This window comes from Kaistia adipata DSM 17808 (assembly GCF_000423225.1).
GTDB lineage: Bacteria > Pseudomonadota > Alphaproteobacteria > Rhizobiales > Kaistiaceae > Kaistia > Kaistia adipata.
The window spans coordinates 280,996-300,902 of sequence record NZ_KE383991.1 but is presented as its reverse complement, the minus strand read 5'-3'; the positions used below and the strand labels follow the sequence as shown (position 1 = coordinate 300,902).

20 protein-coding genes are annotated in these 19,907 nt (G+C 68.9%); 11 read left to right on the top strand and 9 right to left on the bottom strand.

The annotated features are described in order from the left end of the window. The first annotated feature begins 95 nt into the window (after positions 1-95). The 6 genes from groES to G539_RS0114310 all read left to right on the top strand — a co-directional run bounded on the left by groES (position 96) and on the right by G539_RS0114310 (position 3,829). Positions 96-401, top strand: coding sequence for a co-chaperone GroES (groES, locus tag G539_RS0114335; protein ID WP_029075812.1), 306 nt, complete (start codon positions 96-98; stop codon positions 399-401). Between the two features lie 64 nt (positions 402-465). Then, on the top strand, positions 466-2,106 hold the full coding sequence (groL, locus tag G539_RS0114330) for a chaperonin GroEL (protein ID WP_029075811.1): 1,641 nt from the start codon (positions 466-468) through the stop codon (positions 2,104-2,106). A 133-nt stretch (positions 2,107-2,239) separates the two neighbouring features. Further along, positions 2,240-2,542 carry a BrnT family toxin gene (locus tag G539_RS0114325; RefSeq protein ID WP_029075810.1) on the top strand — a complete coding sequence of 101 codons (303 nt, stop codon included), beginning with the start codon at positions 2,240-2,242 and terminating at the stop codon, positions 2,540-2,542. Then, a complete protein-coding gene (locus G539_RS0114320; RefSeq protein WP_029075809.1) occupies positions 2,526-2,786 on the top strand; it encodes a BrnA antitoxin family protein in 261 nt (86 codons plus the stop codon). Before G539_RS0114325 ends, G539_RS0114320 begins: the two co-directional genes overlap by 17 nt. 120 nt (positions 2,787-2,906) lie before the next feature. Continuing rightward, positions 2,907-3,488 (top strand): DJ-1/PfpI family protein, encoded by a 582-nt coding sequence (locus G539_RS0114315; RefSeq protein ID WP_029075808.1) that lies wholly within the window; start codon positions 2,907-2,909, stop codon positions 3,486-3,488. 38 nt (positions 3,489-3,526) lie between these two features. Beyond that, positions 3,527-3,829 carry a ribbon-helix-helix domain-containing protein gene (locus G539_RS0114310; RefSeq protein ID WP_029075807.1) on the top strand — a complete coding sequence of 101 codons (303 nt, stop codon included), beginning with the start codon at positions 3,527-3,529 and terminating at the stop codon, positions 3,827-3,829. 7 nt (positions 3,830-3,836) lie between these two features. On the opposite strand, the gene G539_RS0114305 is transcribed toward G539_RS0114310, so the two are convergent. Then, positions 3,837-4,289, bottom strand: coding sequence for a nucleoside deaminase (locus G539_RS0114305; protein WP_029075806.1), 453 nt, complete (start codon positions 4,287-4,289; stop codon positions 3,837-3,839). Positions 4,290-4,404: 115 nt separating this feature from the next. Here G539_RS0114305 and G539_RS24870 point away from each other — a divergent pair, with 115 nt between their 5' ends. The 4 genes from G539_RS24870 (at position 4,405) to G539_RS0114285 (ending at position 9,329) form a co-directional block, all read left to right on the top strand. Then, positions 4,405-5,946, top strand: a complete 1,542-nt coding sequence (locus G539_RS24870; RefSeq protein WP_051231397.1) for a pseudouridine synthase — start codon at positions 4,405-4,407, stop codon at positions 5,944-5,946. After that, positions 5,927-6,484 (top strand): 16S rRNA (guanine(966)-N(2))-methyltransferase RsmD, encoded by a 558-nt coding sequence (gene rsmD, locus G539_RS0114295; protein ID WP_029075805.1) that lies wholly within the window; start codon positions 5,927-5,929, stop codon positions 6,482-6,484. The genes G539_RS24870 and rsmD overlap by 20 nt, the downstream gene beginning before the upstream one ends. An 81-nt stretch (positions 6,485-6,565) precedes the next feature. Next, the gene (locus tag G539_RS0114290) at positions 6,566-8,005 is read left to right on the top strand and encodes a M16 family metallopeptidase (RefSeq protein WP_051231394.1); all 1,440 of its coding nucleotides are present in this window, start codon (positions 6,566-6,568) and stop codon (positions 8,003-8,005) included. A 16-nt stretch (positions 8,006-8,021) separates the two neighbouring features. Continuing rightward, the gene (locus G539_RS0114285; RefSeq protein WP_245576885.1) at positions 8,022-9,329 is read left to right on the top strand and encodes a M16 family metallopeptidase; all 1,308 of its coding nucleotides are present in this window, start codon (positions 8,022-8,024) and stop codon (positions 9,327-9,329) included. A gap of 94 nt (positions 9,330-9,423) precedes the next feature. Here the strand turns inward: G539_RS0114285 and lpxK are convergent, their stop codons facing one another. The 6 genes from lpxK to G539_RS0114255 all read right to left on the bottom strand — a co-directional run bounded on the left by lpxK (position 9,424) and on the right by G539_RS0114255 (position 15,027). After that, positions 9,424-10,440: a tetraacyldisaccharide 4'-kinase gene (gene lpxK / locus G539_RS0114280; protein ID WP_029075802.1), complete on the bottom strand. Its 1,017-nt coding sequence runs from the start codon at positions 10,438-10,440 to the stop codon at positions 9,424-9,426. Next, entirely contained in the window at positions 10,437-11,783 is a 1,347-nt protein-coding gene (locus G539_RS24865; protein WP_035831393.1) for a 3-deoxy-D-manno-octulosonic acid transferase, read from the bottom strand. Before G539_RS24865 ends, lpxK begins: the two co-directional genes overlap by 4 nt. Beyond that, positions 11,776-12,516, bottom strand: coding sequence for a lysophospholipid acyltransferase family protein (locus G539_RS0114270; RefSeq protein WP_084640109.1), 741 nt, complete (start codon positions 12,514-12,516; stop codon positions 11,776-11,778). The genes G539_RS24865 and G539_RS0114270 overlap by 8 nt, the downstream gene beginning before the upstream one ends. Positions 12,517-12,596: 80 nt before the next feature. Next, the gene (locus G539_RS0114265) at positions 12,597-12,833 is read right to left on the bottom strand and encodes a DUF4170 domain-containing protein (RefSeq protein WP_029075800.1); all 237 of its coding nucleotides are present in this window, start codon (positions 12,831-12,833) and stop codon (positions 12,597-12,599) included. A gap of 39 nt (positions 12,834-12,872) precedes the next feature. Beyond that, the gene (locus G539_RS0114260; RefSeq protein WP_156911980.1) at positions 12,873-13,679 is read right to left on the bottom strand and encodes a 3'(2'),5'-bisphosphate nucleotidase CysQ; all 807 of its coding nucleotides are present in this window, start codon (positions 13,677-13,679) and stop codon (positions 12,873-12,875) included. Positions 13,680-13,683: 4 nt separating this feature from the next. Continuing rightward, complete coding sequence (locus tag G539_RS0114255) at positions 13,684-15,027, bottom strand: TldD/PmbA family protein (protein WP_029075798.1); 1,344 nt, start codon at positions 15,025-15,027, stop codon at positions 13,684-13,686. A gap of 204 nt (positions 15,028-15,231) precedes the next feature. On the opposite strand from G539_RS0114255, the gene G539_RS0114250 reads away from it, so the two are divergent. Then, positions 15,232-17,055, top strand: coding sequence for a monovalent cation:proton antiporter-2 (CPA2) family protein (locus G539_RS0114250; protein ID WP_029075797.1), 1,824 nt, complete (start codon positions 15,232-15,234; stop codon positions 17,053-17,055). A 114-nt stretch (positions 17,056-17,169) separates the two neighbouring features. On the opposite strand, the gene G539_RS0114245 is transcribed toward G539_RS0114250, so the two are convergent. Together G539_RS0114245 and mutL are read right to left on the bottom strand one after the other, a co-directional pair. Further along, positions 17,170-17,394: a DUF2093 domain-containing protein gene (locus G539_RS0114245; RefSeq protein ID WP_035831739.1), complete on the bottom strand. Its 225-nt coding sequence runs from the start codon at positions 17,392-17,394 to the stop codon at positions 17,170-17,172. A 449-nt stretch (positions 17,395-17,843) separates the two neighbouring features. Further along, complete coding sequence (gene mutL / locus G539_RS0114240) at positions 17,844-19,703, bottom strand: DNA mismatch repair endonuclease MutL (protein WP_029075795.1); 1,860 nt, start codon at positions 19,701-19,703, stop codon at positions 17,844-17,846. Positions 19,704-19,907: the final 204 nt, after the last annotated feature.

Here is a 19,907-nt window from a genome sequence, read left to right as displayed (position 1 = left end):
TGGCCTGCTAGCACTCGCCTCCAGTGAGTGCTAACGCACCCCACTTTGGCGGGCGGTCCGAGCCGGGCCGCCCTGCACGCGAGGAGAGAACAAACATGGCATTCCGTCCTCTGCATGACCGCGTCGTCGTCCGTCGCGTTGCGTCGGAAGAGAAGACCGCCGGCGGCATCATCATCCCGGACACCGCCAAGGAGAAGCCGCAGGAAGGCGAAGTCGTCGCTGTCGGCACCGGCACACGTGACGACGCTGGCAAGCTCGTCGCTCTCGACGTCAAGGCCGGCGACCGCATCCTGTTCGGCAAGTGGTCGGGCACGGAAGTCAAGATCGACGGTGAAGAGCTCCTGATCATGAAGGAGTCGGACATCCTCGGCATCATCGAAGGCAAGGGCAAGGGCAAGTAATCGCGAGAGGGTCATTCCTCGACGCGCTTTTTTGTCTGCCACAACCCTCTAGGGAGCTATTTCAATGGCTGCTAAAGACGTAAAGTTCTCCGCTGACGCCCGCGAAAAGATGCTGCGCGGCGTCGACATTCTCGCCAACGCCGTCAAGGTGACGCTCGGCCCGAAGGGTCGCAACGTCGTCATCGAGAAGTCGTTCGGCGCGCCGCGCATCACCAAGGACGGCGTTTCCGTCGCCAAGGAGATCGAGCTCGAGGACAAGTTCGAGAACCTCGGCGCCCAGCTGGTTCGTGAAGTCGCTTCCAAGACCAACGACAAGGCCGGTGACGGCACCACCACCGCCACGGTGCTGGCCCAGTCGATCGTCAAGGAAGGCGCCAAGGCCGTTGCGGCCGGCATGAACCCGATGGACCTGAAGCGCGGCATCGACATCGCCGTCGCCGAGGCCGTCAAGGACCTGACGCAGCGTTCGAAGAAGATCAAGACCTCCGAGGAAGTCGCTCAGGTCGGCACCATCTCCGCCAATGGCGAGAAGGAAATCGGCCAGATGATCGCCTCGGCGATGCAGAAGGTCGGCAACGAGGGTGTCATCACCGTCGAGGAAGCCAAGACCGCCGAGACCGAGCTCGAGGTCGTCGAGGGCATGCAGTTCGACCGCGGCTACCTGTCGCCGTACTTCGTGACCAACGCCGAGAAGATGGTCACCGAGCTGGACGACCCCTACATCCTCCTGCACGAGAAGAAGCTCGGCAACCTGCAGGCGATCCTTCCGGTCCTGGAAGCCGTCGTCCAGTCGGGCAAGCCGCTGCTGATCATCTCGGAAGACGTCGAGGGCGAGGCCCTGGCCACGCTCGTCGTCAACAAGCTCCGTGGCGGCCTGAAGGTCGCGGCCGTCAAGGCTCCGGGCTTCGGTGATCGCCGCAAGGCCATGCTCGAGGACATCGCTGTCCTGACGGCTGGCCAGGTAATCTCGGAAGATCTCGGCATCAAGCTCGAGAACGTCACGCTCGCTCAGCTCGGCCGCGCCAAGAAGGTCACGATCTCCAAGGAGAACACGACCATCGTTGACGGCAACGGCAAGAAGAAGGAGATCGAGGCCCGGGTCAATCAGATCAAGGCTCAGATCGAAGAGACGACGTCGGACTACGACAAGGAGAAGCTCCAGGAGCGTCTCGCCAAGCTCGCAGGCGGCGTCGCGGTCATCCGCGTCGGCGGTGCGACGGAAGTCGAGGTCAAGGAGCGCAAGGACCGCGTCGACGACGCGCTGAACGCGACCCGCGCCGCTGTCGAAGAGGGCATCGTCCCGGGCGGTGGTACGGCTCTGCTGCGCGCCAAGAAGGCCGTCGAGAAGCTGAAGAGCGACAACGCTGATGTCGCCGCCGGCATCAAGATCGTCCTGCGCTCGCTGGAAGCTCCGATCCGCCAGATCGCCGAGAACGCCGGCGTCGAGGGTTCGATCGTCGTCTCCAAGGTTCTCGAGGGCAAGGGTGACACCTTCGGCTTCGACGCCCAGACCGAGACCTTCGTCGACCTCGTCGCGACCGGCATCATCGACCCGACCAAGGTCGTCCGCACGGCTCTGCAGGATGCGGCTTCCGTGTCCTCGCTGATCGTCACGACCGAGGCGCTCATCGCCGACAAGCCGAAGAAGGACGGCGGCATGCCCGCTATGCCTCCGGGCGGCGGCATGGGCGGCATGGACTTCTAAGAAGTCCTGTCCTCAGACCTACGGAAGGGCGCGGCGCAAGCCGCGCCCTTTTTGTTTGCGGGCCGGCCCATGCTGCGGTTGGAGGCCATTTCGCGGGGATGCCGATTTTCGTATATGATGGTAATATACGCGGATGATCGACTTCGCCCGCATTGTCGGCTTCGACTGGGATCCGGGGAATTTGACGAAGAGCGCCGATAAGCACGGCGTGTCGGTGGCCGAGTCGGAAGAGGTCTTCTTCAATCAGCCGCTTCTGGTGGTGGACGATGCTGCCCATAGTCGGCAGGAAGTCAGGCTTCATGCCCTGGGTGTCACCCATGCCGGTCGGCAACTGCATGTCAGCTTCACCTTGCGGGCGGACGGTACCTTGATCCGCATTATCTCGGCCCGCGACATGAGCGAACGGGAAAGGAGGCGCTATGAGCAGGAAGCCTGAGCCCATTCCGTCTTTCAAGGACGAGGCGGAGGAGCGCGCCTTCTGGGAGAGCCACGACTCGGCCGACTATGTCGACTGGGGCAAGGCCGAGCGGGCTGTGCTGCCCAATCTGAAGCCGAGCACGACGTCGATCTCGCTGCGCCTGCCGGTGAGCCTGCTGGACCGGATCAAGGTGGAAGCCAACAAGCGCGACGTCCCGTATCAGTCCTTGATCACGACGTGGCTGGCGGAAAAAATCGGCTGACCGTCCGTCGGCACTTCGGCTGATCCTCTGACCGCCGGCGCGGTAGTATGCGGGTGTTACCTCTTCGTCGTTTCGGGTCGCTACGCTTTCGGCGCCCAGGTTCGTTTGGAGGAGACCGCCATGGCCAAGAAGATCCTGTTTCTCGTCGGCGATTATGTCGAGGACTATGAAGTGATGGTGCCGTTCCAGCTTCTGGCCGCCGTCGGCCATGAGGTGTCGGCCGCCTGTCCCGGCAAGCCGGCCAACGGCAAGGTCGCGACCGCGATCCATGATTTCGAGGGCGACCAGACCTATTCCGAGAAGCGCGGCCACAATTTCGCGCTGACCACCGACTTCGCCGCCGTCAAGGAGAGCGACTATGACGCGCTCGTCATCCCGGGCGGCCGGGCGCCGGAATATCTCCGCCTCGACGATGGCGTGATCGCCCTGGTCAAGGCCTTCGTGGCGGCGAGGAAACCGATCGCCGCCGTCTGCCATGGCGCGCAGGTGCTCGCCGCCGCCGACGTCATCCGCGGCAAGACGATCTCCGCCTATCCGGCCTGCGCGCCGGAGGTGCGGCTTGCCGGCGGCACCTACGCCGATATTGCCATCAGCGGCGCGATCACCGACGATATCTTCGTCACGGCCCCGGCCTGGCCCGCTCATCCGGCCTGGATGGGGCAGTTCCTGGCGCTGCTCGGCACCAAGATCAGCCACGCCTGATCGGTGCGGGCGCGCGTTCCAAGGGGGAGGGTGCGCCCGTGTGCCAAATCTTCGCGTCGACGGATCCCGATCTGTTCGCGCCGGTGACGCGGTCCGTCCGCATCGCCGGCGTCGTCACCAGCGTCCGGCTCGAATCCATGTTCTGGTCGCGGCTGGACGAGATCGCGGCCAGCCAGCAGATGCCGACGGCGCGCTTCCTGTCCGTGCTCTACGACGAGGTCGTCGAGCTGCGCGGCGAGATCGGCAATTTCGCATCCCTGCTCCGGGTGATCTGCTGCCGCCACGCCGAGACGCGCGCCGCGACCGTCGACCGGCGGGTGCCGGACAGCACGGCCGCCTGAGCCGCGCCTATCGCCGCTCCCGGAAGAACGTCCGCAGCATCTCGGCCGACAGGCTCTCGGCGATGCCGTCATAGACCTCCGGCGCGTGGTGGCAGGTCGGCTGGCTGTAGAGGCGCACGCCGCTCTCCACCGCGCCGCCCTTCGGATCGGCGGCGCCGTAATAGAGCCGGCGGATGCGGGCGAAGGAGATCGCCGCCGCGCACATCGGGCAGGGCTCCAGCGTTACGTAGAGATCGCAGTCGGGCAGGCGTTGCGAACCGAGCGTCGCGCAGGCGGCGCGGATCGCAAGCGTCTCGGCATGGGCGGTCGGATCGTTGAGCTCCAGCGTGCGGTTGCCGTCGGCGGCGAGGATGACGCCGTCGCGCACGATGACGGCGCCGATCGGCACCTCGCCGCGCTCGGCGGCCCGCCGCGCCTCGTCCAGCGCAGCCTGCATATAGGGGTTGATTCCGTCTCTCATCCCGCTCGTTTCATCCGTTTCGCCCCGTCAAGATTGACGCGCCGCATTTTGTTTGCATCAAGCGGTATCCACCCGGCCGCAAAGGCTCTAAGGAACCGTTTCAAGGATGGATCGAATGAAGCCGCCGCAGAAACGCACGAAGGATGGCGTCGCGCAAGACGACGCACAGGATGCCCGCATCGCCAAGGTTCTGGCGCGGGCCGGCCTGTGCTCGCGCCGCGACGCCGAACGCCTGATCGAAGAGGGCCGCGTCGCCATCAATGGCCGCGTCCTGACCAGCCCCGCCGTCAATGTCGGTCCGCACGACCGCGTGACGGTGGACGGCGAGCCGCTCCCGACCAAGGAGCGCACGCGCCTCTGGCTCTACCACAAGCCAAAGGGCCTGGTGACCACCGCCCACGATCCCGAGGGCCGTCCCACCGTTTTTGATTCGCTGCCGGAGCATCTGCCGCGCGTCATCGCGGTCGGCCGCCTCGACATCAACACCGAAGGCCTGTTGCTGCTGACGAATGATGGCGGCCTGGCGCGCGTTCTCGAACTGCCCGCGACCGGCTGGATGCGGCGCTACCGAGTCCGTGCCTGGGGCGACATCCTCCAGCCGGACCTCGACAAGCTCCGCGACGGCGTCACCATCGACGGCGTCATGTATGGCGCCGTCGAAGGCACGCTGGACCGGGTTCAGGGCTCCAACATCTGGGCGACGATCGGGCTCCGCGAAGGCAAGAACCGCGAGGTGAAGAAGGTTCTGTCGAGCATCGGCCTCGACGTGAACCGCCTGATCCGCATTTCCTACGGCCCGTTCCAGCTCGGCGATCTCGCCGAGGGCGAGGCGGTCGAGATCAAGGGCCGCGTGCTGCGCGAGCAGCTCGGCGAGAAGCTCACGCGCGAATCCGGCGCCGATTTCGATGCTCCCTTGCGCGAGGAAGAGGAGGCTGCCCGTCGCAGCGCGCGTAAGGCGGGCGGACGGACGATCCGCCGCGGTCCGATCAAGCCGCTCGCGCAGGTGAAGCCGACGGGCGAGCGCCCGTCGCGCATCGTCGCGGAGCGTGTCGACGAAGAGGCTGGCGGACGCCGCGGCGGCCGTTCGGGTGCTGCGCCGAGGGGCGAGGGCAGGGGGCGTGACGAACGCCCGACCGAAGGTCGCGCATCGCGTGGCGAGGGACGTCGTGGTCGTGATGAGCGTCCGGCCGAGGGGCGCGCGCCCCGAGGTGAGGCGCGCTCGCGTCGCGGCGAACGTCCGGCGGACGGCGAGGCTCCCGCCAGGGCGTCGCAGCGCGGCGCTTCGCGCGGCAGGGGCCGCAACGAAGGCGGCGAGGGCGATCGCCGCGAGTTCCAGGACGGGCGTCGTTTCGAGGGCAGCCTTCGCAATGCCCGTCCGGTCACGGGCCGCAATCGCGACGACGACAAGCCGGCGCGCGGTCCGCGTGGCGGTCTCGTCAAGAGTGGCGGGCGTCCCGGTTCCGGCGGCGGCAAGGGCGGCCCCAAGGCGGGTCGTTCCTTCGACAAGCGCCCGGTGACGGGCCGCAACCCGGACGGCGACAAGCCGCGGGGCGGTGGCGGCGGGCGGCCGGGTGGCCGGCCGTCGGGTGGCGGACGCGGTCCGGGTGGATCGGGCAACAGGACGGGTGGATCGGGTCGTGCGGATCGTCGCCGGTGAGTTTCGGGGCCGCGCGCTCGCGGCACCGCGCACGCAGACGATCCGGCCAACCGCCGACCGCCTGCGCGAAAGCCTCTTCAACGTGCTCGCGCATGGCTATGAAGACGTCGTGGCCGATGCGCGCGTGCTCGACCTCTTCGCCGGCACCGGCGCGCTCGGGCTCGAAGCCGTCTCGCGCGGAGCGCGCTATGCGCTCTTCGTCGAGGAGGGCGTCGAGGCGCGCGGGCTGATCCGCGACAACATCGAGGCGCTCGGCCTGACGGGGCGGACGAAGCTGTTCCGCCGCGACGCCACCAAGCTCGGACCTGCCGGCACGGTCGAGCCGTTCCAGCTCGTCTTCGCCGATCCGCCCTATGGCCGCGGCCTGGGCGAGCAGGCGCTCGCCTCCGCCATCGAGGGCGGCTGGCTGGCGCCGGGCGCGCTGGTCGTGCTGGAGGAGGAAGCGAAGGCCCAGATCGGCGAGATCGCCGGCCTGGAACGCCTCGAAACGCGGCAGGCTGGTGAGAGTCAACTCGTGTTTCTAAAATTTAATGTTTGATAGCGACATTATTGTCGCAATCTGAACACAGGCGCTGCATAGCTTCACCCTCGAGTGGCACACCGACCAGATCGAGGGTGAATGGCCTATTTCTTCCAGAACGTCCTGGCCGCGCGTATGTGCGGACCAGCCGCCCTGTTCATCGCCGCCGTCGTCAGCGTGACGGCTCCGGCCTATGGTGAGCAGAAGTCCCCCACGCCGGCCAAGGCCGAGCGCGTCCAGAAGGACGAGCTGCCGAAGATCGCGCCGGACGCCAGCACCTTCACGCTCGACAACGGGCTGCAGGTCGTGGTGATCCCGGATCACCGCGCGCCGATCGTCACCCACATGATGTGGTACAAGGTCGGCGCCGCCGATGATCCGCACGGCAAGTCCGGCATCGCGCACTATCTCGAACATCTGATGTTCAAGGGCACGAAGAACCACCCGGCGGGCGAGTTCTCGGCCAAGGTCTCCGAGGTCGGCGGCGTCGAGAACGCCTTTACCTCGGCCGACGCGACCGCCTATTACCAGACCGTCGCCAAGGACCAGCTCGGCATGGTGATGGGCTACGAGGCCGATCGCATGCAGGGGCTGCAGCTGACCGACGCGGTGGTGCTGCCCGAGCGCGACGTCATCCTCGAGGAGCGGCGCATGCGCACGGACAACAATCCGGGCAGCCTGCTCGGCGAGGCGATGGATGCCGCGCTGTTCCAGAACCACCCCTATGGCGTGCCGATCATCGGCTGGGCGCATGAGATCGGGCAGCTGACGCGTGAGGACGCGGTCGCCCAGTACGAGCGCTACTACACGCCCAACAACGGCATCCTGGTGATCGCCGGCGACGTCACCGCCGACGAGGTCAGGAAGCTCGCCGAGGATACTTATGGCAAGCTGCCTCGCCGAGCCGAGCCCGGTTCGCGCAACCGGCCGAAGGAGCCGGATCCGCTGACCGAGCGCAGCATCGTGCTGCGCGACCAGCGGGTCAGCCAGCCGTCCTGGACGCAGGTCTATCTGGCGCCGTCCTACATTTCCGGCCAGCAGGGCGAGGCCGAGGCGCTCGACATCCTGGCCGATGTCATCGGCAGCGGCGCCACCAGCCGCCTCTATCGCAGCCTCGTCGTCGAGCAGGGCCTCGCCAGCGCCGCCGGCGCCTACTACTCCGGCGACGGCCTCGACTATGGCCGGCTCGGCTTCTACGCCACGCCGCGCGGCGACGTTCCGCTCGACAAGGTGAGCGCCGCGGTCGAGACGGTCCTGGCCGATGTCCGCGAGCACGGCATCACCGAGGAGGAGCTGGCGCTCGCCAAGAAGCGGACCCGCGCCGCGACTATCTACAGCCAGGACAACCAGGCGATGCTGGCGCGGATCTTCGGTTCCGCCATGATCAACGGCCAGTCGCTCGAGGACGTGCAGGACTGGGCGCGGCGGATCGATGCCGTCACGCTCGCCGACGTCTCCAAGGTCGCCACGAAGTATCTCGACAAGCGCCGTTCGGTCTCGGGCTCGCTGTTGCCCGTGGCCGCCGATGGCCGCAGCTAACCGACGGGGAAATGACATGATGGCCAATCTGTTCGCGCGCGCGGGCCTCGCCCTGGTCGGCTTCTTCCTGTTCGCTCCGCTGAGCCAGGCGATGGAGATCCAGCAGGTCGTCAGCCCTGCCGGCATCGAGGCCTGGCTGGTCGAGGACTATGCCGTGCCGATCGTGGCGGTGAACTTCGCCTTCTCCGGCGGTTCGGCGCAGGACCCGATGGAAAAGCCCGGCATCGCCAACATGCTCTCCGGCCTGCTCGACGAGGGCGCCGGCGACATGGACAGCAAGGCCTTCCAGGCCAAGCTCGACGACCTCTCGATCGGCCTCTCCTTCGACGCCGGCCGGGACGAGTTCTTCGGCACGCTGAAGACGCTGGCCGAGAACAAGCAGGAGGCCTTCGACCTGCTGGCGATCGCCGTGCAGAAGCCGCGCTTCGATACCGAGCCGGTGGAGCGCATCCGCGCCCAGATCACCGTCGGCATCAACGAGGCGAAGAAGCAGCCGGAATCGGTCGCGGGCGACGCCATGCGCGCCACCGCCTATCCCGGCCACCCCTATGGCCAGCCGAGCGAGGGCACCGTCGAGAGCGTCAAGGCGATCACGGTCGAGGACCTGCGCGCCTTCCGCGACAAGACCTTCGCCCGCGACAATCTGAAGGTCGTCGTCGTCGGCGCGATCGACGCCAAGGCCGTCGCCGCCATGCTCGATCAGGTGTTCGGGCCGCTGCCCGAGAAGGCCGAGCTGGTCGCCATCGCCGACGTGGCGCCCAAGGGCGGCAATGTCGAGATCGACATGCCGAACCCGCAGACGGTGATCCGCTTCGGCGGCCCCGGCCCGCGCCGTGACGCGCCGGACTTCATGGCCTCCTTCGTCGCCAACCACATCCTCGGCGGCGGCACCTTCTCGTCGCGCCTCTATGAGGAAGTGCGCGAGCGTCGCGGTCTCGCCTATTCGGTCGGCACCATGCTGCTGCCGTCGCGCCATTCGGCCGTCATCGCCGGCAGCACGGCGACCCGCGCCGACCGTGCCGGCGAGACGGTGGAGCTGATCAAGGGCGAGATGACCCGTCTCGCCAAGGATGGCCCGACCGAGGATGAGCTGGCCAAGGCCAAGAGCTTCCTGACCGGATCCTATGCGCTGCGCTTCGATTCCTCGTCCAAGATCGCGCGCCAGCTGCTCGGCATCCTGCTCGAGGATCTCGGCATCGACTATGTCGAGAAGCGCAACGACATGATCGACGCCGTGACGCTCAAGGACGTGAAGGACGCCTCGCAGAAGATGTTCTCGACCGGAACCGACCTCGTCGTCCGCGTCGGTCCGCACGAAAGCTGAGGGCGGGCGTGATCCGTCTCCGGTCGCCAAGGGCGACCGGCCAAGTGGAAAGCGGCCCTACGGGCCGCTTTCGTTTTTCTGGGGTGCCTGCCGGCTAGCGCGTCCGAACCTTGCGGACGGTCTCGGCGATGAGGCCGGCGATGCGGTCCTCGTTCTCGAACGTCATCGCCACGTCGAACACCACGACTTTCTCGCGCAACTTCGCGCGCTCGCCGTCCAGGCGGGCGAGGCGAGCGTGGTCCTTGCTCGTCGTGATCAGGCCGAGCCCGTCCTGTTCGGCGCGCGCCAGCAGCTTGCGGGCGTCCTCCTCCGAATAGAGGTGGTGGTCGGGAAATCCCTTCACGTCGGCGAGCGGCACGCCGGCCCGGTCGAGCGTGTTGAAGAACTTCTCCGGCCGGCCGATGCCGGCGAAGGCGAGAAACGGACGCTCGCCCCAGTCACGCTGAACGGCTGGCGCGATGGCGCCGCGCAGCACGATGCGACCGGCCCGCGCGATGCGGCGGACCATGCGGTCGCCGGCCTTGCCGGGGCCGACCACGACGACCGCGTCGGATCGGACGATCTGGGTCCGGAGCGGCGCGCGCAGCGGCCCGGACGGGATGACGCGGCCATTGCCGATGCCGGCCGCGCCGTCGACGACGATCAGCGTCAGGTCCTTGCGCAGCGACGGGTTCTGGAAGCCATCATCCATGAGGATCAGGTCGACGCCCTGCTCGGCGAGCAGCGGCAGGCCGGCCGGGCGGTCCGGCGAGACGACGACCGGGCCGGCCGCGGCGAGAAGCAGCGCCTCGTCGCCGACCTCGGTCGCGCCATGCAGCGCCGGATCGACGAGCAGGGGAGGCGGCGCCTTGCCGCCATAGCCGCGCGTCAGGAAGCCGGGCTTCAGCCCCATGCCGCGCGCGATCCTCGCCACGGCGAGCGCCGTCGGCGTCTTGCCGGCGCCGCCGACCACGTAGTTGCCGATGCAGATGACGGGGACGGCCGCCGTCGCCTTCGGCGCGCCGCGCATGCGACGGCCGGCGACATAGCCGTAGAGGCCGGCGATCGGCGAAAGCAGCAGGGCCGGCACGGAGAGCCGTTGCAGCCACCAGAAGCGCGGCGCCTCGATCATCGCGTCGGTCCCCGGCCCGATGGCGCGTCGCCGGCGCGGTTCCCGCCCTCCAGCCGCGCGGCGATCGCGAGCGGCTCGAGATAGGGCACCAGCGCCCGCATGGTCGCGTCGAGCGCGCCGGTGAAGGTGGCGATCGCCTCGGCCGCCTTGGTGGCGCGGCGGCGCATGGCGTTCGGATCGGCGAAGAGCTCGTCGAGCACCTTGGCGAGCTGCTCGGAGCTGCGCACCACCTCGGCGCGGCCGGTGCGGTCGAGCGCGGCGTAGATCTCGGCTGCGTTGTGCACATGCGGGCCGTGCAGGATGGCGGCGTTCAGCTGCGCCGGCTCGATCGGATTGTGACCGCCGACCGGTACCAGCGTCCCGCCGATGAAGGCGATCGGCGCGACGCGGTAGAAGATGCCGAGCTCGCCCAGCGTGTCGGCGAGATAGATGTCGGTCTCGGGCGTGATCGGTTCGTCGAGGCTGCGCTGCGCCACGACCAGCCCCTTGGCGGCGAGCTGCTCGCGGATGGCGGCGCCGCGCACGGGATGGCGCGGCACGACGATGGTCAGGAGATCGGGCCGGCGATGGCGCAGCACCTTGTGCGCCGCGGCGACGACCTCTTCCTCGCCCTCATGCGTCGAGGCGGCGACGAACACAGAGCGGCCTTCGACGAGCTGCTGGAAGCGCGCGACGGCCTCCGGCTCCGCATGCGGCGGCGGCACGTCGAATTTCAGATTGCCGGTGACGCGAACGTCGCGCATGCCGAGCGCGGCGAGGCGTTCGCCGTCGCCCTCGCTCTGCGCCAGCGCCATCGTCACCAGCGAGAAGAGGTTGTCGCGTCCGGTGGCGAGCTTCTGCCAGCGGGCGAAGGAACGCTCCGACATGCGCGCATTGACGAAGATCTGCGGAATGCGGCGCGCCGCCAGCCGGCCCATCTTGGCCGGCCAGATCTCCGATTCGACGGTGAGGGCGAGGTCGGGCCGCCAATGGTCGAGGAAGCGGTCGACATAGGGCGCGATGTCGAGCGGCGCATACTGATGCACGGCGCCCTTCGGCAGGCGCTTCGCCGCCTCGGCCGCGCTCGTCACGGTGACGGTGGTGAAGAGGACGTTGACGCCTTCCTCGACGATGCGGCGGACGAGCGGGATGACCGCGTTCGTCTCGCCGACGCTCGCGGCATGGACCCAGACCAGCGCGCCGGCCGGCCGCGCCAGGGGCGTGCGGCCATAGCGCTCGCCGCGGCGGGCGGGATCCTCCTTGCCCCGGCTGGTGCGGTAGGCGAGGAGCAGGGGGACGAGCGGGCGCGCCAGATGGCCGGCAAGACGATAGGTGGTCAGGACCGGCCCGGGGCGCTCAGACATTCGGCTTGCCGACCCGCTGATAGGCGCGCTCGGTGATGCGGTTGAGCTCGGCCTCGAGCTCCTGCCGCTTCTGCTCGATCAGCGCGTCGTCGGCGTCCTCCGGCACGTAGATCGGCGTGCCGAAGATGCAGATGCCCTTGCTGAAAGGCAGGTTGACCGTGGTGCGGTCCCAGTTGCGGATGACGAAATGGCGGCTGGTGGCGACGGCGACCGGCACGATCGGCCGGCCCGAGGCGCGCGCCAGCATGACGATGCCGGGGCCGGCGCGGCGCGACTTCTGATTCGAGAGGTCGGCGGTCATCGCGACGGTGGCGCCCTGGGCGAGCGCCGCCTTCATCTCGAGGAAGCCGCGCAGGCCGCCCTTCTCGATGACGCGCGAGGCCGAGCGCGCCGCCGAGGCGCGCACCGTGCCGAGGCCGAGGCTCTCGGCGGCGATGGCGTTGATCTCGCCGTCGCGATGGCGCGAGATCATGACGCGGACGTCGTGGCCCTCGCGGCGGATGAACGGCACCATCAGGTGCTGGCCGTGCCACATGGCGACGATGCCGGGCAGCAGATGGCCGAAATATTCGTAGGGCTCGCTCGGTTCGAATTCGAGCGTGCTGGTGCGCCGGACGAAGCGCAGGTAAGCGGCAGCCGTGCGGCCGGCGAGCCGGGTCGCCTGGTCCGAGGTCGCGATCCTCTTGAGGAGACCCGGGCGCTTCGCGCGCCTCTTTGCCTGAGCGTCAGCCAAATCCGTCCTGTCCCTTCCGGCCGCCGCAGCCGCGGCGGCGTTGATTTCCGCCATGGCGCCGCGGCGCAAGGGCGGCGTCCTCAGCCGGTCGTCGCTTCCGGATCGAGCAGCCTGTGCAGATGCACGATGAAATAGCGCGTCTGCGCATTGTCGACCGAGCCCTGCGCCGCCTGCTTCCAGGCGTCATAGGCGGTCTTGTAGTTGGGGTAGATGCCGACGATGTCGAGCTTCGAGAGATCGGCGAACTCCATCGATCCGACCGCGCTCAGCTCGCCTCCGAACACCAGATGCAGAAGCTGCTTGTCCGTACCAGTCATGTGTTGACGTCTCCTTGTCCAAACCGACGCCGCGCGAGCCTAGCGCGCGGTAGAACCCGGGGCCGCATGCCCCGCCTCGACCTCGGCGATGATCGCCTCGGCCGCCGACGCGAGCGCGGGAGTCGAAGCGATCAGGGACGGATGGCGCGGCTCGACGCCATTGAAGCGGAGCCGGCCGCCGCCCAGATCGCGCAGCGTTCCGCCTGCTTCGTGCACCAAAAGGTCCACTGCCGCAAGATCCCAATCATAGGCGCCGGAGCGCGCCGTCGCGACATCGACGCGGCCGGCCGCGACCAGCGCGAAACGATAGGCGAGCGACGGGGTGAAGCGGCGTTCCGTCGCGTCCATGCCGTGTTCCGCCATGGCTTTCAGATGTCGCGCCGGTCCGGCGACGCGGGCGCCGGCCAGTGTCGCGCGGCCGCTGACGGCGATGGGCGCGCCGTTCAGTCGCGCCCCCGCCATTGCCGCCGCGGTGAACATCTCATCGCGCGCCGGCGCATAGAGGGCGGCCGCCACGGGCGCGTCTCCCTCGACGATGGCGACCGAGACGCACCAGTCGGGGTGGCCCTCGATGAAGCCGCGCGTGCCGTCGATCGGGTCGACGACGAAGACGCGCCGTCGGGCCAGCCGGTCGGGCGTGTCGACGCTTTCCTCCGACAGCCAGCCATAGTCGGGCCGCGCCGCCGTCAGGATCCGGTGCAGCGCCTCGTCGGCGGCGATGTCGGCCTCGCTGACCGGCGAACTCACGCCCTTGATCCAGACCTTCGGGTCGCGCCGGAAATAGCCGAGCGCGATCTCGCCGGCCGCGCGCGCCGCGTCGACCAGAAGGGCCAGATCCTCGGCCACGGGATCAGCGCCCGGCAATCATCATGCCCTCGATCGCCACGGTCGGCGCGTTGAAGGCATAGCGGTATTCGAGGTCGTTCGCGGCGACGAGGCGGCGGAACATGTCGCGCATGTTGCCGGCGATGGTGATCTCGCTGACCGCCTCGGCGAGCTGGCCGTTGCGGATGCGGTAGCCGGAGGCGCCGCGGCTGTAATCGCCGGTGACGCCGTTGGCGCCATGGCCGATCAGCTCGGTCAGGTAGAAGCCGTCGCCGACATCGGCGATCAGCGCCTCGGGCGACTTCTCGCCCGGCAGCAGCGTCAGGTTGGTGGCGCTCGGATGCGGGTTGCTGCCGCCGCCGACCGCGCGGCCATTGGTCTCCAGCCCGAGCTCGCGCGCCGTGGCGCTGTCGAGGAACCAGCGCTCCAGCACGCCGTCGCGGATCAGGTCGAAAGGCTCCGACGCCACGCCTTCGCCATCGAACGGGCGCGAGGCGAGGCCGCGGACGCGGTGCGGGTCGTCGGTGATGCGGATGCCGGGCGCGAAGATAGCCTCGCCCAGCGCCTTCTGCAGGAAGCTCGCCTTGCGGGCGATGGCGCTGCCGTTCACCGCGCCGGCGAGGTGGCCGATCAGGCTCACCGCGACGCGCGGATCGTAGACGACGGTGGCCGTTCCGGTCGGCATCTGCACCGGATTCAGGCGCCTGACGGCCCGCTCGGCGGCGCGCCGGCCGATCTCGGCCGGGTCGGGCAGGTCCTCGGCATGGATCTTCGACAGGCCGTCATAGTCGCGTTCCATGCCGGTGCCTTCGCCGGCGATCGCCGTCGCCGAGACGCTGTGGCGCGAGCCGAGATAGGAGCCGGTGAAGCCGTGCGAGGTGACGAGGACGGCGCCGGACAACGCCCAGCCGGCCGAGGTGCCGCCCGATTTCGAAACGCCGGGCACGGCGAGCAGGGCCGTCTCGGCCCGCGTCGCCCGCTCGATCAGCGTCTCGACCGACGGCACCGACGAATCGAGCAGGTCGAGTTCGGGAAAATGCCTGGCCAGGCGATCGGCCGGCGCTAGGCCGGCGAACCGGTCCTCCGGCGCCACCCTCGCCATGGCGACGGCGCGCTCGGCAAGCTCGGCCGCCGGCGACAGGCCGTTGGTCGAGACGCTGGCATGACGCTCGCCGACGAAGACGCGCAGCGCCAGCTCGTCGCCTTCCGAGCGTCCGGTCTCCTCGACCGCGCCGTTGCGGATATCGATCGACAGGCCGACCCGGCGGAACGCCACGGCGTCGGCGGCGTCCGCCCCGGCCCGCTTCGCGGCCTCGACGAGCTGCGCCGCGGTTTCGACAAGGCGGGACTGATCTGGCAGGGCGGTCATGACACTTCTCCGTTCCCACCTTGTGTAGGGATCGCCGCGGCGGGCGACAACCCCGGCGACAATCCGGCGCGGCCATCCTCCACCGCTGCTCCCGGGCGAAAGCGGGTCGGGCAGGGCACCTCGAAGGTGGCGGATGCGCGCTTGCTATGGGCCGGCTTTTGGCCCCATCGTGGCGCACCCTCCAACGTCAGACAGAGAGGCCGCATGGCGGTCGAAACCCAGGGAACCGACCTCGTCCAGCTGGTCGCGCTGCTCGGCGCCGCCGTCATCGCCGTGCCAATCTCGAAGCGGCTGGGGCTCGGCACCGTGCTCGGCTACCTCGCCGCCGGCCTCGTCATCGGCCCGTGGGGCCTCCGGCTGTTCACCGATCCGCAGGCGATCCTGCATGTCGCCGAGCTCGGCGTCGTGCTGTTCCTGTTCATCATCGGCCTGGAGATGCGCCCATCGCGGCTGTGGAGCCTGCGCGGCGAGATCTTCGGCCTCGGCCTGGCGCAGGTCGTCGTCTGCAGCGCGCTCCTGACCGGGCTCGGCATCATCGCCGGCTTCCCGCCGGCCGTCGCCTTCATCGCCGGCATGGGCTTCGTGCTCTCCTCCACGGCGATCGTCATGCAGATCCTGGAGGAGCGCGGCGACACGGCGACGCCGGCCGGCCAGCGCGTGATCTCGATCCTGCTGCTCGAGGACCTCGCCATCGTGCCGATGCTGGCGATCGTCGCGCTGCTCGGCACGCATGGCGCGGCCGAATCCGGCCAGTCGGCCTGGCTGTCGGTCGCCATTGCGCTCGGCTCGCTGGCGGCGCTGATCGCCGCCGGGCGCTGGCTGCTCAATCCGATGTTCCGCATCCTCGCCAATGTGCAGGCGCGCGAGGTGATGACGGCGGCGGCGCTTCTCGTCGTGCTCGGCGCCGCGCTCGCCATGCAGATCGGCGGCATGTCGATGGCGATGGGCGCCTTCCTCGCCGGCGTGCTGCTGTCGGAATCGAGCTTCCGCCACCAGCTCGAGGCCGATATCGAGCCGTTCCGCGGCATCCTGCTCGGCCTGTTCTTCCTGAGCGTCGGCATGTCGCTCGATCTCGGCGTCATCGCGCGGCAATGGCAGATGATCGCCTTCGGCGTCGTCGCCTACATGGCGCTGAAGTCGTTCGGCATCTATGTCGTGGCGCGGCTTCTGAAGGCCGACCACGCCGAGGCGCTGACGCGCGCCGCGCTGCTCGCGCAGGGCGGCGAGTTCGCCTTCGTGCTCTACGCCGCGGCCAGCAGCATCGGCATCTTCTCGGCCGAGATCAACGCGATGCTGACGGCGACCGTGATCATCTCGATGGCGCTGACGCCGCTTCTGGTACTCGCGCTGAAATGGGTGCTGCCGCCGCCGAAGCCGGAGGAGCTGGACGAGGATTTCGACGGCGCCGGCGGGCGCGTGCTGATGATCGGTTTCGGCCGCTTCGGCCAGATCTCGGCTCAGTTCCTGCTCGCCGAGGGCGTCGACGTGACGGCGATCGATTCCGACGCGGAGATGATCCGCGCCGCCTCGCGCTTCGGCTTCAAGGTCTATTTCGGCGACGGCACCCGGCTCGACGTGCTGCGCGCCGCCGGCATCGAGCGCGCGCAGATCGTCGCCGTCTGCACCGACAAGCCGGAGGTCACCGACCACATCGTCGAGCTGATCCAGTCGGAATTCCCGTTCGTGCAGATCTATGTCCGCTCCTATGACCGGCGCCATACGCTGCGCCTGCTCAACAAGGGCGTGAACTACCAGATCCGCGAAACGCTGGAATCGGCCTTCAGCTTCGGCTCGGCCGCGCTTTCCGGGCTTGGCATCGCCGACGAGCGCATCGTCGAGATCGAGGCGAGCCTCCGCGCGCGCGACGCGGAAAGGCTCGCTGACCAGCAGCTGGGCGGCCTGCTGACGGCTGGTCGCGACATCGCCAAGACGCCGACCGTGCAGCCGGAGCCGCTCACCGTGCCGAAGCGCGAGGCGCGCCCCCTCAACAAGGAGGCCGCCTCGGCGGCGTCGGGCGCCGACGCCTGACGGCATCCGGAGGCGTGCGATTTCGCGCGCGACCCTGGTTCATCAGACGGGGGATGGAGAATTTCCGTGCCCCGGAGGCCGGACGGCTTCCGGGTGGGGGCCATGCCAGGCGGCTCAGCTCCAGGTCAGGCCGAGCTGCTTGTGACGGGCGAGGCAGGTCGCCGGGTCGGCATAGGCTTCCTGATGCGCGACGTTCCAGTATTTGAGCTCGTCGAGCGGGATCACGACGCCGGTGACGGCGCAGCGCACGAAAGCGCCCGGCGACAGGATCTGGTAGTCGCCATCGAGATAACGAATGCGCGCTTCGCCGCCGCGCCCGGCTGGTTCTATACGGTTCATGAGCGGGAATATCGTGCGGAACGCGTCGCGGCGCAACTGGCGCGAATGCCGCTGCGGACATCCAGGACGCTTTTCGGAGTTGACGGTTGGGCTTGGTCGGGATCGCCCGAGCCGACTTTGCGCAGCTTCAAACAGCAGTCCATGCAGCGCTCTGTTTCCAACATCCTGAGTGTCTGGCCCGCAATGCAGAAAGCGAGTGCGATGTCTCCTCGATCGCGTTGCTCTTCACCTCTCCCTGAGGGAGAGGTGAAAGAAGAGCGTCCCCTGCATTCCAGGCCGGACACTGCGGAGGCTTGCGATGCAAGCCGTCTCGAAGGACGCACGGTTTAGGGGCCGTTCATCGATTGCATGACGCCCTGCGTGCTTCGAGACGCCCCTGCGGGGCTCCTCGGCATGTTGACGACGGTGTTGTGCACGGGTCCTCACAGGAAGGGATGAAGGTAAGCCCCTTACCTTCGCCCGAACAGGCGCTCGATGTCGGAAAGCTTCAGCTCGACATAGGTCGGGCGGCCGTGGTTGCACTGGCCAGAGCCGGGGGTGGCTTCCATCTCGCGCAGCAGCGCATCCATCTCTTCCGGCCGCAGCCGCCGGCCGGAGCGCACCGAGCCGTGGCAGGCCATCGTCGCGGCGACGTGGTCGAGCTTCTCGCGCAGCCTCGTCGTGTCGTCCCACTCGGCGAGGTCGTCGGCGAGGTTGACGAGCAGCGCCCGCGTGTCGAGCTCGCCGAGCAGCGCCGGCGTCTCGCGCACGGCGACGGCGCCGGGGCCGAAACCCTCGATGACGAGGCCGAGCTCGGCGAATTCGTCGGCCCGCTTCAGCAGGCGGCCGACATCGTCCTCCGGCAGGTCGATGACGTCCGGGATCAGCAGGATCTGCCGGGCGACGCCGGATCGCGCCAGCGCCGTCTTCATCCGCTCATAGACGAGGCGCTCATGCGCGGCGTGCTGGTCGACGATGACGAGGCCGTTGGTGGTCTGCGCGATGATGTAGTTTTCGTGCAGCTGCGCCCGCGCCGCGCCGAGCGGCCGGTCGGACAGGTCGATCTCGGCCGGAATGTTGGCGCGGGCATCGGCGGACGGGATGTTGACCGCCGCGAAGGCCGGCTGCGCCGGCTCGGCGAAGGCGGCCGTCCGGGCATAGGCCGGCTGGGCCGGCGCCGGGTTGTTTTGCCATGCCGCGAAGGAAACGGGCGTCGCGCCGGCACCGCTGCCGGAGAACATGGACGGAGCGGCCGGGCGCCAGGCGGGCGCCGTTGGCGGTGCGCCGGTGCGGAACGCGGCCAGCGTGGCGCTGCCGCCGGTCGTCGCCGAGCGGTGGCCGGCCTGGTGGATGGCGTTGCGCAGCGCGCCGACGATCAGCCCGCGCACCAGGCCGGGATCGCGGAAGCGGACATCGGACTTCGCCGGATGCACGTTGACGTCGACGCCATGCGGCTCGAGCTCGATGCGCAGAGCCGCGACCGGGTGGCGATCCCGCGACATCACGTCGGCATAGCCGGCGCGCAGCGCGCCGAGCAGAAGCTTGTCGCGCACCGGCCGGCCGTTGACGAACAGGAACTGGTGCAGGCCGTTGCCGCGGTTGAAGGTCGGCAGACCGGCATAGCCCGAGAGGCGGATGCCCTCGCGCTCGGCCTCGATCGCGATCGCGTTGTCGACGAAACCCTGGCCGAGGATCTGGCCGAGCCGCTCGACGAAGGGATCGTCGCCATGCGCGACGGGGTAGTCGAGCGCGCTGCGATCGCTGCCGGTCAATGCGAAGCGGACCTCGGGATGCGCCATGGCGAGGCGCTTGACGATGTCGGTGACGGCAGTGGCCTCGGCCCGCTCGCCCTTCAGGAACTTGAGCCGGGCCGGCGTGGAGAAGAACAGGTCGGTCACCTCGACCCGCGTTCCCGACGAGAGGCCGGCGGGGCGCGGCGGATGCACCAGCCCGCCCTCGACGACGATCTCCCAGGCATGCGGCTCGCTGGCATGGCGCGAGGCGATCGAAAGCCGCGCCACGGCGCCGATCGAGGCCAGCGCCTCGCCGCGGAAGCCGAGCGTTCGGATGTCGAGCAGGTCGTCGGCCAGCTTCGAGGTGCAGTGCCGGTCGATGGCGAGGGCGAGGTCGTCGCGCGTCATGCCGCCACCGTCGTCGCTGACGCGGATCAGCGACGCGCCGCCGCCGGCCGTGACGATCTCGACCCGCTTCGCGCCGGCGTCGATGGCGTTTTCGACCAGTTCCTTGACGACGCTCGCCGGCCGCTCGACCACCTCGCCGGCGGCGATGCGGTTGATCATGTCTTCGGAGAGGCGGCGGACGACGGGCATGGCGATCAATCTGGCTGTTGGCCGGCGATCCTGCCGGATTCGGCCCTGCGAGGGAAGCGGAGCGGCGGGATCGGCGGCCGGCCGCGACGATCCGCGCACGGGCGGTTTCCGCCCCGCCGGCATGGGTGCATAGTCGATCGACGGCGCAAGGACACGGGAGGCACAGGCCATGCACGTACAGACCCTGCACGCACAGGCGATGGA

Excerpts from the sequence above, each read along its gene's own strand:
- groES (WP_029075812.1), top strand. The coding sequence starts at position 96 with ATGGCATTCCGTCCTCTGCATGACCGCGTCGTCGTCCGTCGCGTTGCG.
- G539_RS0114285 (WP_245576885.1), top strand. The coding sequence starts at position 8,022 with ATGATGGCCAATCTGTTCGCGCGCGCGGGCCTCGCCCTGGTCGGCTTC.
- G539_RS0114290 (WP_051231394.1), top strand. The coding sequence starts at position 6,566 with ATGGCCTATTTCTTCCAGAACGTCCTGGCCGCGCGTATGTGCGGACCA.
- G539_RS0114305 (WP_029075806.1), bottom strand. The coding sequence starts at position 4,289 with ATGAGAGACGGAATCAACCCCTATATGCAGGCTGCGCTGGACGAGGCG.
- G539_RS0114250 (WP_029075797.1), top strand. The coding sequence starts at position 15,232 with ATGGCGGTCGAAACCCAGGGAACCGACCTCGTCCAGCTGGTCGCGCTG.
- G539_RS0114320 (WP_029075809.1), top strand. The coding sequence starts at position 2,526 with ATGAGCAGGAAGCCTGAGCCCATTCCGTCTTTCAAGGACGAGGCGGAG.
- G539_RS0114255 (WP_029075798.1), bottom strand. The coding sequence starts at position 15,027 with ATGACCGCCCTGCCAGATCAGTCCCGCCTTGTCGAAACCGCGGCGCAG.
- G539_RS24870 (WP_051231397.1), top strand. The coding sequence starts at position 4,405 with ATGAAGCCGCCGCAGAAACGCACGAAGGATGGCGTCGCGCAAGACGAC.
- G539_RS0114265 (WP_029075800.1), bottom strand. The coding sequence starts at position 12,833 with ATGACTGGTACGGACAAGCAGCTTCTGCATCTGGTGTTCGGAGGCGAG.
- G539_RS0114245 (WP_035831739.1), bottom strand. The coding sequence starts at position 17,394 with ATGAACCGTATAGAACCAGCCGGGCGCGGCGGCGAAGCGCGCATTCGT.
- G539_RS24865 (WP_035831393.1), bottom strand. The coding sequence starts at position 11,783 with ATGTCTGAGCGCCCCGGGCCGGTCCTGACCACCTATCGTCTTGCCGGC.
- G539_RS0114325 (WP_029075810.1), top strand. The coding sequence starts at position 2,240 with ATGATCGACTTCGCCCGCATTGTCGGCTTCGACTGGGATCCGGGGAAT.
- mutL (WP_029075795.1), bottom strand. The coding sequence starts at position 19,703 with ATGCCCGTCGTCCGCCGCCTCTCCGAAGACATGATCAACCGCATCGCC.
- G539_RS0114315 (WP_029075808.1), top strand. The coding sequence starts at position 2,907 with ATGGCCAAGAAGATCCTGTTTCTCGTCGGCGATTATGTCGAGGACTAT.
- groL (WP_029075811.1), top strand. The coding sequence starts at position 466 with ATGGCTGCTAAAGACGTAAAGTTCTCCGCTGACGCCCGCGAAAAGATG.
- lpxK (WP_029075802.1), bottom strand. The coding sequence starts at position 10,440 with ATGATCGAGGCGCCGCGCTTCTGGTGGCTGCAACGGCTCTCCGTGCCG.